We start from the raw sequence: 12,212 nt of genomic DNA on the forward strand, positions 1-12,212 counted from the left end.
CCGTTGATCGCCACCCGCGCGCCCTGCCCTGCAAAGGCCCGCGCCGCCGCCGCGCCCACGCCGCGCGCCCCGCCGGTGATGAGAACGATCTGATCGCGGATTTCCATGAGAACAACTCGCAAATTCTGAACCAACCTCAGCCATAGGCCGCGCCCGCCGCCAAGGCCAGCGGCGCCTGAAAGAACAAGGGTTGCCCTTGCGCCTCGCTTCGCCGACTAACTCGGAAGACGCTCAGGAGACATCTATGCTGACCCTCGCCGCCGCCCTGCTGCTCTCGCCGGTTTCGACGCCGGTCGAACTGTCGTCCAACCCCGCGCCGCTGCACGGAACCCTGCTGACGCCCGAGAGCCCGATCCGCGCGGCGGCCGTCATCCTGCCCGGCTCGGGCCCGACGGATCGTGACGGCGACAGCCCGCAAGTCGGCATCCGGGCGGCGACCTATCGCCTGCTGGCGGAGGGTCTTGCCGAGCGCGGCGTCGCCTCCATCCGCATCGACAAGCGCGGCATCGGCGAAAGCGCAGCCGCTGGTCCTTCCGAAGCCGACCTGCGCTTTTCAACCTATGCGGACGACGCCCGCGCCTGGGCCGCCGAGGCGGCGACGAAGACGGGCCGCCCGTGCGCCTGGCTGATCGGCCACAGCGAAGGCGCCCTGGTCGCGCTGGCCGCCGTGACGGAGGGCGACGACAAGGTGTGCGGCCTGGTGCTGTTGTCCGGCGCCGGACGTCCGGCGGGAACAGTGCTGCGCGAGCAACTGACCAGCCTGCCCGAGCCGCTGAAGGCCGAGGCCTATGCCGTCGTCGGCGAATTGGAGGCGGGCCGCACGGTCGCCGAACCGCCTGCATCGCTGGCCGCCCTGTTCCGGCCCTCGGTCCAGCCCTACCTCATCTCCTGGCTGGCGCTGGATCCGGCGAAAATGGCCGCCGCCTATGACGGCCCGATCTTCATCGGCCAGGGGACCACCGACATTCAAATCAGCCTGACCGACGCCGAAGCGATCAAGGCGGCCCAGCCGCGCGCCGAACTCGTCGTCTGGGACGGCGTCAACCACGTCCTGAAGGTCGCGCCCGCCGAACGCGCCGCCAATATCGCGACCTATATGGCCCCCGCCCTGCCCTTGGCGCCCGGCGTGGTCGAAGCAGCAGCGGATTTCATCCTGAAACCGCGCTAGGCCCTAATCGTCCAGTTCCGCCCGCGCCTGTTCGGCCAGGTCGAAGAAGCGGCGGCGGACTTCGGCGGCGAAGGGGTTGTCGTGTTCGATGGCGCGGAACACCGCTGCGCTGTCGTGGCGGACCATGTCGACGCCCTGCATGACGCGCTCGAAGCTGGTGGTGGTCATGCGTGTCGGCAGCGGCTCCATCGCCAGCAAGACCTTGGCGATCAGATGGGTCAGGCCCTGCACCGTCGCCGCCTCGCGGTCGTGATCCTCGGGCGTGACGACGAAGACCTTGAGCCCCAGCGCCCTGCGGCAGAAGGCGGCGACGCGCCACGCCGCCTTGTCGCCGCGCACCGGACAGACGGCGACCCTCAGCCCCGCGATGCCGTCCTTGCCGCTCTGGGGGCCGAACAGGGGGTGGGTTCCGACGATGCCGACGCCTGCGGGCAAGCCGTCCAGCATGACCTGCGCCGGCTTCACCTTCACCGATCCGACGTCGAGGATCAGGGCGCCGGGCGTCAGATGCGGCGCGATCGCCGCGACCGTTTCCGCCAGCGCGCCGACCGGCACGGCCAGCACCACCACCGGACAGGACGCCGCCTCTTTCAGCGTGGTCAGCCGCGCCAGCCCCTCGCCGTCGCTGATCGCCGGATCATGGGCGAGGATGTCGAACCACGGCGACAGATGTTTCGCCGTCAGCCGCCCAAAGGCGCCGAAGCCGATCAGGCCGAGTTGAGGCTTTGGGCCGCTCACCCCGCCAGCGTCTCCTGGAACCGCACCGGGCGGCCGTGGGCCTGACCGATCAGTTCGCCGTCCTTCATGACCACGCGGCCGCGCACGATGGTCGCCACCGGCCAGCCCGTCGCCTCGAAGCCGTCGAAGGGGGTCCAGCCGCAGCGCGTGGCCTGCTGGTCGTGTGTGATGGTCTTCTTGGCCTTCAGGTCGACGATGGTCAGGTCGGCGTCATAGCTGACGGCCATCCGGCCTTTGTTGGCGGTGCCGAACACGCGCTGCGCCCCGCCCGAGGTCAGGTCGATGAAGCGTTCCAGCGACAGGCGGCCATTCGCCACGTGCGTCAACATCAGCGGCACCAGCGTCTGCACCCCCGGCATCCCCGACGGCGAGGCCGGATAGGGCTTGGATTTTTCTTCCTTGGTGTGCGGCGCGTGGTCCGAGCCCAGCACATCGGCCACGCCCTGCTGCATGCCCCACAGCCACAGGGCGTCGACGTGCTCCTGCGAGCGGATCGGCGGGTTCATCTGGGCGTAGGCGCCGAGCCGTTCATAGGCTTCCGGCGCGACCAGCGTCAGGTGCTGAGGCGTGATCTCGACGGTGGCGACGTCCTTGTGGAAACGCAGGAACTCCATCTCGTCCTTCGTCGTGACGTGCAGGACGTGGATGCGGGCGCCGGTCTCTTTCGCCAGCCCGACCAGACGGCGGGTGGACATGATGGCGCTTTCGGCGTCGCGGACCTCGGGGTGGCTGGTCCAGTCGCCGGTGCGGGCCAGGTTGCGGCGCTCGACCAGGCGGTATTCGTCTTCCGAGTGGAAGGTGGCGCGGCGGCGCACGTTCGACAGCACCTTGCGCACGCCCTCGTCGTCGGCGATCAGCAGGTCGCCGGTCGAGGCGCCCATGAAGACCTTGACCCCACAGCAGCCCGGCAGGCGCTCCAGGTCGGCCAGATGCTCGGCGTTCTCATGCGTGCCGCCGACGTAGAAGGCGTGGTCGGTCCACATCCGATCCTTCGCCCGCGCCAGCTTGTCGGCCATGGTGTCGGGATCGGTCGTATTGGGGTTGGTGTTCGGCATCTCGAACACGGCGACGACGCCGCCCAAAGCCGCCGCGCGGCTGCCGGTTTCGAGGTCTTCCTTCCACTCCAGCCCCGGCTCGCGGAAGTGGACCTGGGTGTCGATGACGCCCGGCAGGACGGTCAGGCCGGTGGCGTCGAACACCTCTCCGGCCGAGGCCTGCGACAGGTCGCCGATGAAGGCGATGCGCCCGTCGATGACGCCGACGTCGGCCTTGCCCCGCCCGGCGTGGTTGGCCACTTCGCCGCCCCGAACGATCAGGTCATAGGTCTGGATCATCGCGCATCTCCTGAAGTTCCGGCGCTTATGCGCGCCGAAGCCTTGGAGACGCAAGCCGAGGGGCGTTCAGGCCGCCCGTTCAGCCAGCAGCTTCTTCGCCGCCTTCAGCACTCGCTCATAGGGCAGGTCCATCATGTGCTGGATGTGCTGGTTCAGGCGCGGGTCCAGTTCGCGGAACTCGTCGAGGGTGCGCGGGCCGCGCACGGCGACGCCGGTCCACGGGCGTTTCAGCGTCTCATCCGAAGGGCCGAAGACCGCCACCGCCGGAACGCCCGCCGCCACCGCCAGCTGGGTCCACAGGGAGTCGCCGCCCAGATAGAGATCCGCGTGCGACAGGGCCGCCGCCGTCTGCAGTCGGGTCAGCCGCCCCTGCAGCTCGATCACCCGGTCGCGCTTGACCGCCGAGCGGACGGTCTGGGCCGCGTCGCGATCCGCCTCCTCGCCCACGATCATCAGCCGCCCGCCCGCCAGCGGCCCGCCCTCGCCCAGCAGGGAGATGGCGATCTTGGCGTAGCGATCGGCGGGCCAGCGCTTGCCGATCCAGTCAGCGCCCGGCCCGATGGCCAGGATCGGGCCCGAACCCGACGGGATCAGGGCGTCGGCGGCTTCCTGCGTGTCGCGGCTGATGAACAGTTTCGGCGCCGGAATCTCGTCCAGTTGCAGGGTCCGCGCCGCCTGCTCGACCAGATGCAGGCCCGGCGCCGCCTTGTCCTTCACCGCCCGACGCTGACGCCGCAGCTTGCCCGACAGGGTCGAGCCGCGCATGTCGACCACCAGCCCCCAGTTGGTCTCGCGCACCTGGTTCCACAGGGCGATCCAGTCCCAGCGCCCGTCGCGATCCAGGGTGATCAGCCGCTGAAGGCGCGGCAGGTCGGCGAACAGCGGCGCGCTGGCCGGCGAACCGACGACGGTGAAGGTCGCCTGAGGGATAGCCTCAACAAGCTGGGCCAGCGCCCCCGACGACAGGACCGCCTCCTCGGCGTCCGCCTCGGCGATGTAGAGGATCGGAAAACGACCATGCATAAAGCGACTCTAGCCGGATTCTCTTCGGAATTCAGCGGGGATGCGGTGGAAGACCTTGTATCGGTTTGACGTTCGCCGCTTCAGCGGCGCCCTGACGCCTGCTTCGCCCCGCGCATTTTCGCCCGTCTTGCGCTAAACGGCCGCCCATGTCCCTGCCCCTTCTTCCTGATCGCACCTGCGGCGGCTGCGTCGAGTGCTGTCGCGTGATCCCGCTGGACTTGCCTGAACTGGCCAAGCCGACGGGCGAGTTGTGCGCCTATTGTGTCGATGGGGCGGGGTGTTCCGTGCATGAGATCCGGCCGCAGACCTGTCGCGTCTGGTTCTGCCTGTGGCGGGCGGTCGAACTGTCCGACGACTGGCGGCCGGATCGCAGCGGAATCATCGTGCGCCCCGATGGGGTCGAGGACGGGATCATCACCCTCTATGTCCTGCGCCGCACGGACTTCCTGGTGGGGATGGAGGTCTTCATCACCGTGGCGGGCTGGATCGCCGAGGGCATAGAGGTGGCGCTCAGCGTGCCCGGCCCGGTCGGAACCTATCCCGCGCGCGCCGTCGTCACCGACTGGCTGCGGCCCGCCGTCGAGGAGGGCGACCCCGACGCCTTCGCCGCGCGCGTGCTCGCCTCGCTGGACCGGCTGGCCGCCCACGACTTCCAGCCGGACGGGATCACGGCGCGCTACGCCGTCGGCTGAGAGCCGCCGACGACCGTGATCTCGGGCCAGCGACCGCGGGCGTTGGCGACTGCCCGGTCCCAGCCCTTGGCCAGGCCGCGCGTCGGATTGGGGCGGATGGTCATGGCGAACACGTCCTCCAGCCCGAAGGGGGCGACCACGCTGAGGCTGTCCTCCGCCTCCAACCGCACGCCGACGGCGAAGGCCGGAGCGACAAAGCGGGCCGGGGCGTCGTCGGTACAGGTCAGGGGATCATAAGGCTCGCCGAACTTGCCTTCGAACCACAGATGGACCCGCGCCTGGTTGCGCACCTCGACCTGATCGCGCGTCGGCGGCGCGAAGGCGGCCGCGACGCGCTTGATGACGACGTCCTCGGCGTCCCATGAGGTATCGGCGTCGAAATAGCCGATGTCGTAATCCTTGATCCCATAGCCGACCGGGCGGCCGGTCTGGGCGTTCCACACCGCCTGGTAGACCGCGCCGGAGAACAGCCGCCAGTCGGGCAGTTCCAGGCCCCGCATCACGGTCAGCACATGCATCAGGCCCGCATCGGCGCGGACGATCTCAGTCAGGCGGGTTTCCAGGGTCATGTCGTTCTGTGAGGGCGATTCCGACGCCGCGCCAAGCGGCCTCAGCCCCGCACCGGCCAGGCGTGATCCAGCGGGCCGTGGCCCTGGCCCAGACCCGGCGCGCGGCGGATGGCTTCGGCGACATAGGCCCAGGCTTCGGCGACGGCGACCGGCAGGGGCAGGCCCTTGGCGATCCCCGCCGCGCAGGCGCTGGCCAGGGTGCAGCCGGTGCCGTGCGTGTGGCGCGTCTCGACCCGCTCGCTCTCCAGCACCGTCTCGCCGTCGCCCGTCAGCAACAGGTCGATCACCGTCGCCCCCGGCACATGGCCGCCTTTCATCAGAACCGCCCGCGCGCCCATCTTCAACAGCGCCTCGCCCGCGCGGCGCTGGCCGTCCAGATCGGCGACCGCCAGCCCGGTCAGGGCCTCGGCCTCAGGCGCATTGGGCGTCAGCAGGGCGGCGCGCGGCACCATCAGGCGGCGGACGGCCTCGACGGCGCGGTCCTCCAGCAGGGGCGAGCCGCCCTTGGCGATCATGACGGGATCGACCACGGCCAGAACGCCCGCCGCATAATCGATCAGGCCGGCGACCGCCTCGACCACCTCGACCGAGCCCAGCATGCCGGTCTTCAGGGCGTCGGCGCCGATGTCGTCCAGCACCACCTTGGCCTGGGCCTCGATCACGTCCAGCGGCACGGCGTGGACGCCGTGAACGCCCAGGGTGTTCTGAATGGTGATGGCGGTGATCGCCGTGGCGGCGAACCCGCCCAGCATGGTCACGGCCTTGATGTCCGCCTGGATGCCCGCCCCGCCGCCGGAGTCGGAGCCGGCCAGGATGAGCACCCGGCCTCTTTTCGGCGCCTCGGAGGCGGCTTGAGGAGCATCGGTCATGCCGTCACGCCCGAAAACAGCTTCAACCCAACGATGCCCGCGACGATCAGCAGGATGCAGACCGCCCGCACCGCCGTCGCCGGCTCGCCATAGACGGCCACCCCGACCACCGCCGCGCCCACGGCCCCGATGCCCGTCCAGACCGCGTAGGCCGTGCCGACCGGCAGGCGTTGCGTCGCCGCCCACAGCCCGACCATGCTGGCGGCCAAGGCTACGGCCACGCCCAGCGAAATCAGCGGCCGCTGCACGCCGACGTATTTGACGCCGGACGCCCAGCCCACTTCAAACAGCCCCGCCACCACGAGAACCAGCCAGGGATTAAGAGACAGAAGCCAAGACATGACGGCTGAATGGCGGATGACGCATCTTCAGACAAGGGCTTCAAGCCCGATCGCTAGGGGGCTTTGCTTCTTGCTGAAAATCCAAAGCAGAGTTCAACCCCCACACAAATGGACCGATGATATCGAAACAAACAAATGAGAACATTGATCATGAATTTGTAATTCATGATTTCAACGTTCGTCACTTTCTGTTATATTGAAGTTTGCATTCTTTTATTCCCGTAGCAGAAACAATTCTGCGACGATAAGCGTTGCCGCCTCGATTCCCTTGGGAGATTGGGATTGAATGCAAACGCCTATGGTCCAAACCGGAATACTGATCCGACGCCCCGTAGATGAGGTTTATCAAGCCTTTACCGAACCAGGGGTGACGTCGTGGTTCTGGTTCACCCATGGCGACCGCCGCCTGTCGCCGGGGGCGACCGTGACATGGACCTGGGGGATGTACGGCGTTTCGACCCGCGTCCTGGTCAAGGACGTTCAGGTCAATCAGCGCATCCTCATCGACTGGAATCTGGACGATCAGCCGACCGAGGTCGAATGGCGCTTCGAAGCACGCGACAAGACGACCTGGGTCGAGATTTTCAATCGCGGCTTCCCCGCCACGGATGAAGGCGTAAAGGCCGCGCTGGACGCCATGGAGGGCTTCACCCTGGTTCTGGCCGGCGCCAAACTCTGGCTGGAGCGAGCGATCGAGCCGACCTTCATCGTCGATCGCTTCCCCGATCAGGTGCTGCCCGACTGGAGGGGCTGAACCTCAGCCAGCCGCCGTCACCGCCGCCTGAAGCTTCAGCGCCTGGACCGTCTCGCGCACGTCGTGGACCCGCACCATGCGGGCGCCGCGCCGCGCGCCCTCCAGCGCCAGGGCCAAGGAGCCGCCCAGACGGTCGCCCGCCTCTATTGCTACGGCGTCCACGCCCTGAATGAGACGCTTGCGACTGGCCGCGTAAAGGACCGAAAAGCCCAGGTCGACCAGGGCCTCCAAACGCGCCGTCAACATCAGATTATGCGCCGTCGTCTTGGCGAAGCCGATGCCGGGGTCCAGCCAGATCTTCTCGCGCGCCACGCCCGCCGCCATGGCCGCCTCGGCCCGCGCCGCCAGATGGGCGACAACCTCGGCCACGACGTCGTCATAGCGTGGATCGTCCTGCATCGTCTTGGGCGCGCCCTTCATGTGCATCAGCACCACCTCGCAGCCCAGTTCGGCGGCGGTCGCCAGACTGTCAGGCGCATGGCTCAGGGCCGTCACGTCGTTCCACATCGTCGCCCCGGCGGCGACGGCGGCACGGGCGACGCCGGGTTTCATGGTGTCGATGCTGATCCGACCGTCCCAGCGCGCGCTGATCGCAGCGATCAGCGGCGCGACGCGGGCGATCTCGTCGGCTTCATCGACCGGGTCCGAGCCGGGCCGCGTGCTTTCGCCCCCGATGTCCAGCACATCGGCGCCCTGGTCGATCAACCTCAACGCATGCGCCAGGGCGGCCTCGATCGTGGCGTGCCGCCCGCCGTCGGAAAAGCTGTCCGGCGTGACGTTGAGGATGCCCATGACAAGCGGCGGCTTCACGAGGGATTGATGGATCATGCGACATCGACTCCAGAGAGCGCGGTTTGACTTTCACCGCGCCTGGGTCCAGCCTCTAAAGGCAATGGAACGCTTCGTCAGCCAGGCTCGACGCCTCACCCACGCGGGACGCCGCGTCGAAGGCCTTTAACCCGTAGCGGTCCGCCGTGCGCCCTGCGCCGGGCGCCCGTTACGGGACCAAGTTGCTTTAAGTCTCCTGTTTCCCCCATTCATTTTGCAGGACCGCGCCGGCCTGGGGCCGCTCGCGTAGATTTGCGCATGACACGCCGCCCAGACACCATGGACGACAACCGTCCCGACGAACCGCCGCGCGGCGCCGACATCATTCCCTTTCGGAGGCCGACCGCGCCCGAGGCGCCGTCCGACCCCGAACATGCCCGCCCAGAACACCTTGACCCAAAACATCCCGACGATGACGGCCCCTCGGCCGCCTGACGTCGCCCGAATTTCCAGAGAGTTTTCCTCATGACCACCCCCCGCAAGGGCGCCCTGCCCGCCATTACGCTTCGCAGCGACGACTTCGACGCCTTGGACCGCCTGGTCGGCGACCTGCCCGGCTCGGGCCCCGCCGGCCTGCTGCAACAGGAACTGGACCGCGCCAAGGTGTGCGAGCCCAAGGCCATGCCCAAGAACGTCGTCACCCTGAATCGCTGGCTTCAGTACTCGGACGATCACAGCCCCGACGTGCGCCGCGTTCAGCTGGTGCTGCCCAAGGAAGCCGACATCGACGCCGGCCGCGTCTCCATCCTGTCCTATGTCGGAGCCGGTCTGATCGGCCTGAAGGAAGGCCAGTCGATCACCTGGCCGGACCCATCGGGCGCCGTGCGCAAACTGACCCTGGTCAAGGTCGAGGACGAAGCCGCATCCGCCGCCTGACCCTCGGACATCGCATGACAAGAAAAAGGGGCGCGTCCGACGGACGCGCCCCTCTTCGTTTCCGCTTTTCGTCGCCTCAGACCGTCGACGCCGGCTGAGGTTCGGTTGACGCAACAGACGCCATCTCATCTTCCGGCGTGGCCGGGACCGACAGCGACGGGCCGACGACCGTGTCGTTCTCGTCGTCGCGTTTGGGCGGCTGGTCGTTCTCCAGCAGATCCTTGATCTCGTCGCCCGACAGGGTCTCGTATTCCAGCAGGGCCTGGGACAGCTTCTCGTGGTCGCCCGCCTTCACGGTCAGGATGCGGCGCGCCTCTTCCCAGCCTTCGGTGACGATGCGGCGGACCTCTTCGTCGATGATGCGGGCCGTCTCTTCCGAGACGTTCTGGCTGCGCGACACCGAGTGGCCCAGGAAGACCTCTTCCTGGTTCTCGCCATAGGCCACCGTACCCAGCTTCTCGGAGAAGCCCCAGCGCGTGACCATGGCCCGCGCCAGCTTGGTCGCCTGCTCGATGTCCGAACTGGCGCCCGAGGTGATGCTCTCGGGCCCGAAGATCAGCTCCTCGGCGACGCGGCCGCCCGCCATGATGGCGATGCGGTCGATCATCTGCTGGAACTTCATCGAATAGCGATCGCCTTCCGGCAACTGCATCACCATGCCCAGCGCGCGGCCGCGCGGGACGATGGTCGCCTTGTGCACCGGGTCGGCCATCTTGACGTTGATGGCGACGATGGCGTGACCGGCCTCGTGATAGGCGGTCAGGCGGCGCTCTTCCTCGTTCATGGCCATGGACTTCCGTTCGGAGCCCATCATGACCTTGTCCTTGGCGTCCTCGAAGTCGCGGTGCGTGACCATGCGACGGTCCTTGCGGGCCGCCATCAGGGCCGCCTCATTGACCAAGTTGGCCAGGTCCGCGCCCGAGAAGCCCGGCGTGCCGCGCGCCAGCGTCTTGACGTTGACGTCGGCGGCCAGGGGCACGTCCTTCATATGGACGCGCAGGATGCGCTCACGGCCCGAGACGTCGGGGTTCGGCACCACGACCTGACGGTCGAAGCGGCCCGGACGCAGCAGGGCCGGGTCCAGCACGTCGGGACGGTTGGTCGCGGCGATCAGGATGATGTTCTCCGACGCCTCAAAGCCGTCCATCTCGACCAGCAGCTGGTTCAGGGTCTGCTCGCGCTCGTCGTTGCCGCCGCCCAGACCGGCGCCGCGGTGACGGCCCACGGCATCGATTTCATCGATGAAGATGATGCAAGGGGCGTTCTTCTTGGCCTGTTCAAACATGTCGCGCACGCGGCTGGCGCCGACGCCGACGAACATCTCGACGAAGTCCGAACCCGAGATCGAGAAGAAGGGCACGCCCGCCTCGCCCGCCACCGCGCGCGCCAGCAGGGTCTTACCCGTACCCGGAGGGCCGACCAGCAGGGCGCCCTTGGGGATCTTGCCGCCCAGACGCTGGAACTTGGCCGGATCCTTCAGGAAGTCGACGACCTCCTGCAGCTCGTCCTTGGCCTCGTCCACGCCGGCGACGTCGTCGAAGGTCTTGCGGCCCTTGTGCTCGGTCAGCAGCTTGGCCTTGGACTTGCCGAAGCCCATGGCGCCCTTCGCCCCGCCCTGCATCCGGTTCATGATGAACAGCCAGAAGCCGATGATCAGCGCCACCGGCAGCAGCAGGCCCAGCAGGCCCGACCACCACGGCTGACGCGTGCTCTTGGTTTCAACCTCAACGCCGGTCTTGCGGATCTGCTCGACCAGTTCGGCGTTCGGCACCGGCGTCACGGCGGTGAATTTGCTGTCGTTCTTGAAGACGCCGGTGATCGTCTCGCCGCGCGCGACGATCGACTTGATCTCCTGACGCTCCACAGCCGTCATCAGCTGGGAATAGGTGATGGGTTCGGGGCGGCCGGCGGCCGCGGCGCCCTTGGCGCCCGGCATGGCGGGGGCGCCGCCGTTCTGGCTGATCGCGGCGTAGACCGTCACCAGTCCCAGAAGGATCACGCCCCAGATGGCGAAATTGCGCAGGTTCATTCGGTCCTCGGTTCCTCGACGGGGCCGCGCTCGGCCCGTCGATCAGCAGTCTTCCCCTGAAAATAGGTCAGACGGCGGCATTTCGCCATGAAGGGTTTGAAAGAGTCCGTCTTCCTGCGTCGTTTCGCCCCCGAAAGCCGCCAGGGCGAGCGCCAGCCGCCGCGACGCAAGCGCCCTTACATCCGCCCCGCGCCAGGCCAGCACCGCCCGCCCCTCGGGGTCGATCAGAATCGGTGCGGCGGCGCGCGCGGCGGACGGAAGCGGCGCCAGAACGGCGCGATCCTGATCCGACAACCGCGCCAACCGCCCGACCGCCGCCTCGACGCGCAGGTCAGGCCTATCGGTAGTGATCTCGAAGCGCCCGTCCCAGACGGCGGATCGGCCCGGAGTCAGGGCCAGCGAGGCGGAGGGGCGGCGCTTCCATTCTCCAGGCTCGCGCATCGCCTGAACACAGCCGCCGGACGCCTCAACGCGGGCGCCGCACAGGACGGCGGTGAAATCCTCGTCCCCCGCCAGCCGCGCCTGAAGGGCCGCCAGGCGATCCCCGCGCGGCGGCGTCGCGCCTCCGCCTGCGCACAGCAGGACGGCGGCCAGCGTCGAGGCGGGCAGATCACGCGACAAAGACAAAACCCCGGCCCAAGCCTGATCGCCCGGCTCATGTGCCGCGCTCGCATAAACAACAGTCGTCGATAACGCAGCAGGGACTTCTGCCCGCGCCAGCGCCGTCCGCGCCCTGCCCCGCCCGTAGCGCAGGTCCGCGTTGGCGGGGTCTTCCAGCCATGCCAGGCCGCGCTCGCGCAAGTGATCCCGCAGCGCCACACGCCCCTCGCCCAGCACAGGCCGCAATAGCAACAGCCCGCGCCCTTCCGGCCACGCAGGCGACGGCGACGCCTCGCGCAGGCGGCCCAGCGTCGCGCCCTCGGCCCGCATCCAAATGCCCTCTGCGTCGTCATCGGCGGTGTGACCGATCAGGATGACGCGCGCGCCGTTT

13 protein-coding genes are annotated in these 12,212 nt (G+C 68.3%); 4 read left to right on the plus strand and 9 right to left on the minus strand.

Annotated features, from left to right (window positions below; translation table 11 throughout):
• Window positions 1-244: 244 nt before the first annotated feature.
• Window positions 245-1,168, plus strand: coding sequence for an alpha/beta hydrolase (locus B2Y21_RS06530; RefSeq protein ID WP_292058121.1), 924 nt, complete (start codon window positions 245-247; stop codon window positions 1,166-1,168).
• A gap of 3 nt (window positions 1,169-1,171) precedes the next feature.
• Here the strand turns inward: B2Y21_RS06530 and B2Y21_RS06535 are convergent, their stop codons facing one another.
• The 3 genes from B2Y21_RS06535 to B2Y21_RS06545 all read right to left on the minus strand — a co-directional run bounded on the left by B2Y21_RS06535 (window position 1,172) and on the right by B2Y21_RS06545 (window position 4,263).
• A complete protein-coding gene (locus B2Y21_RS06535) occupies window positions 1,172-1,906 on the minus strand; it encodes a prephenate dehydrogenase (protein ID WP_292058123.1) in 735 nt (244 codons plus the stop codon).
• Window positions 1,903-3,240, minus strand: a complete 1,338-nt coding sequence (locus tag B2Y21_RS06540) for a dihydroorotase (protein ID WP_292058124.1) — start codon at window positions 3,238-3,240, stop codon at window positions 1,903-1,905. Before B2Y21_RS06540 ends, B2Y21_RS06535 begins: the two co-directional genes overlap by 4 nt.
• Window positions 3,241-3,306: 66 nt before the next feature.
• Entirely contained in the window at window positions 3,307-4,263 is a 957-nt protein-coding gene (locus B2Y21_RS06545; protein ID WP_292058126.1) for a glycosyltransferase family 9 protein, read from the minus strand.
• A 146-nt stretch (window positions 4,264-4,409) separates the two neighbouring features.
• On the opposite strand from B2Y21_RS06545, the gene B2Y21_RS06550 reads away from it, so the two are divergent.
• Window positions 4,410-4,955 (plus strand): hypothetical protein, encoded by a 546-nt coding sequence (locus B2Y21_RS06550; RefSeq protein ID WP_292058128.1) that lies wholly within the window; start codon window positions 4,410-4,412, stop codon window positions 4,953-4,955.
• On the opposite strand, the gene B2Y21_RS06555 is transcribed toward B2Y21_RS06550, so the two are convergent.
• Genes B2Y21_RS06555 through B2Y21_RS06565 form a run of 3 tightly spaced genes read right to left on the minus strand, consistent with a single transcriptional unit; the run spans window position 4,940 to window position 6,734 of the window.
• A complete protein-coding gene (locus B2Y21_RS06555; RefSeq protein WP_292058129.1) occupies window positions 4,940-5,524 on the minus strand; it encodes a nucleotidyltransferase family protein in 585 nt (194 codons plus the stop codon). The genes B2Y21_RS06550 and B2Y21_RS06555 overlap by 16 nt on opposite strands.
• 41 nt (window positions 5,525-5,565) lie before the next feature.
• Window positions 5,566-6,393, minus strand: a complete 828-nt coding sequence (gene thiD / locus B2Y21_RS06560) for a bifunctional hydroxymethylpyrimidine kinase/phosphomethylpyrimidine kinase (protein ID WP_292058131.1) — start codon at window positions 6,391-6,393, stop codon at window positions 5,566-5,568.
• Window positions 6,390-6,734 carry a DMT family transporter gene (locus B2Y21_RS06565; protein ID WP_087140888.1) on the minus strand — a complete coding sequence of 115 codons (345 nt, stop codon included), beginning with the start codon at window positions 6,732-6,734 and terminating at the stop codon, window positions 6,390-6,392. The genes thiD and B2Y21_RS06565 overlap by 4 nt, the downstream gene beginning before the upstream one ends.
• Window positions 6,735-7,032: 298 nt before the next feature.
• Between B2Y21_RS06565 and B2Y21_RS06570 the strand changes: the two genes are divergently transcribed.
• A complete protein-coding gene (locus B2Y21_RS06570; protein WP_292058133.1) occupies window positions 7,033-7,488 on the plus strand; it encodes an SRPBCC domain-containing protein in 456 nt (151 codons plus the stop codon).
• 3 nt (window positions 7,489-7,491) lie between these two features.
• Here B2Y21_RS06570 and folP read toward each other — a convergent pair whose 3' ends face one another.
• Entirely contained in the window at window positions 7,492-8,316 is an 825-nt protein-coding gene (folP, locus tag B2Y21_RS06575) for a dihydropteroate synthase (RefSeq protein WP_292058135.1), read from the minus strand.
• Window positions 8,317-8,781: 465 nt separating this feature from the next.
• Between folP and rnk the strand changes: the two genes are divergently transcribed.
• The gene (gene rnk / locus B2Y21_RS06580; RefSeq protein WP_292058137.1) at window positions 8,782-9,192 is read left to right on the plus strand and encodes a nucleoside diphosphate kinase regulator; all 411 of its coding nucleotides are present in this window, start codon (window positions 8,782-8,784) and stop codon (window positions 9,190-9,192) included.
• Between the two features lie 76 nt (window positions 9,193-9,268).
• On the opposite strand, the gene ftsH is transcribed toward rnk, so the two are convergent.
• Both ftsH and B2Y21_RS06590 read right to left on the minus strand, forming a co-directional pair.
• Window positions 9,269-11,221: an ATP-dependent zinc metalloprotease FtsH gene (gene ftsH, locus B2Y21_RS06585; protein ID WP_292058139.1), complete on the minus strand. Its 1,953-nt coding sequence runs from the start codon at window positions 11,219-11,221 to the stop codon at window positions 9,269-9,271.
• A 42-nt stretch (window positions 11,222-11,263) separates the two neighbouring features.
• On the minus strand, window positions 11,264-12,212 hold a 949-nt coding region (locus tag B2Y21_RS06590), incomplete at its 5' end, for an ATP-binding protein (RefSeq protein WP_292058141.1).

Source organism: Brevundimonas sp. UBA5936, assembly GCA_002430835.1.
In the GTDB taxonomy this organism is placed as follows: Bacteria; Pseudomonadota; Alphaproteobacteria; order Caulobacterales; family Caulobacteraceae; genus Brevundimonas.

Bases quoted from the DNA above. Each gene is read 5' to 3' on its own strand.
- B2Y21_RS06530 (WP_292058121.1), top strand. From the start codon at position 245: ATGCTGACCCTCGCCGCCGCCCTGCTGCTCTCGCCGGTTTCGACGCCG.
- B2Y21_RS06540 (WP_292058124.1), bottom strand. From the start codon at position 3,240: ATGATCCAGACCTATGACCTGATCGTTCGGGGCGGCGAAGTGGCCAAC.
- B2Y21_RS06545 (WP_292058126.1), bottom strand. From the start codon at position 4,263: ATGCATGGTCGTTTTCCGATCCTCTACATCGCCGAGGCGGACGCCGAG.
- B2Y21_RS06550 (WP_292058128.1), top strand. From the start codon at position 4,410: ATGTCCCTGCCCCTTCTTCCTGATCGCACCTGCGGCGGCTGCGTCGAG.
- B2Y21_RS06555 (WP_292058129.1), bottom strand. From the start codon at position 5,524: ATGACCCTGGAAACCCGCCTGACTGAGATCGTCCGCGCCGATGCGGGC.
- thiD (WP_292058131.1), bottom strand. From the start codon at position 6,393: ATGACCGATGCTCCTCAAGCCGCCTCCGAGGCGCCGAAAAGAGGCCGG.
- B2Y21_RS06565 (WP_087140888.1), bottom strand. From the start codon at position 6,734: ATGTCTTGGCTTCTGTCTCTTAATCCCTGGCTGGTTCTCGTGGTGGCG.
- B2Y21_RS06570 (WP_292058133.1), top strand. From the start codon at position 7,033: ATGGTCCAAACCGGAATACTGATCCGACGCCCCGTAGATGAGGTTTAT.
- folP (WP_292058135.1), bottom strand. From the start codon at position 8,316: ATGATCCATCAATCCCTCGTGAAGCCGCCGCTTGTCATGGGCATCCTC.
- rnk (WP_292058137.1), top strand. From the start codon at position 8,782: ATGACCACCCCCCGCAAGGGCGCCCTGCCCGCCATTACGCTTCGCAGC.
- ftsH (WP_292058139.1), bottom strand. From the start codon at position 11,221: ATGAACCTGCGCAATTTCGCCATCTGGGGCGTGATCCTTCTGGGACTG.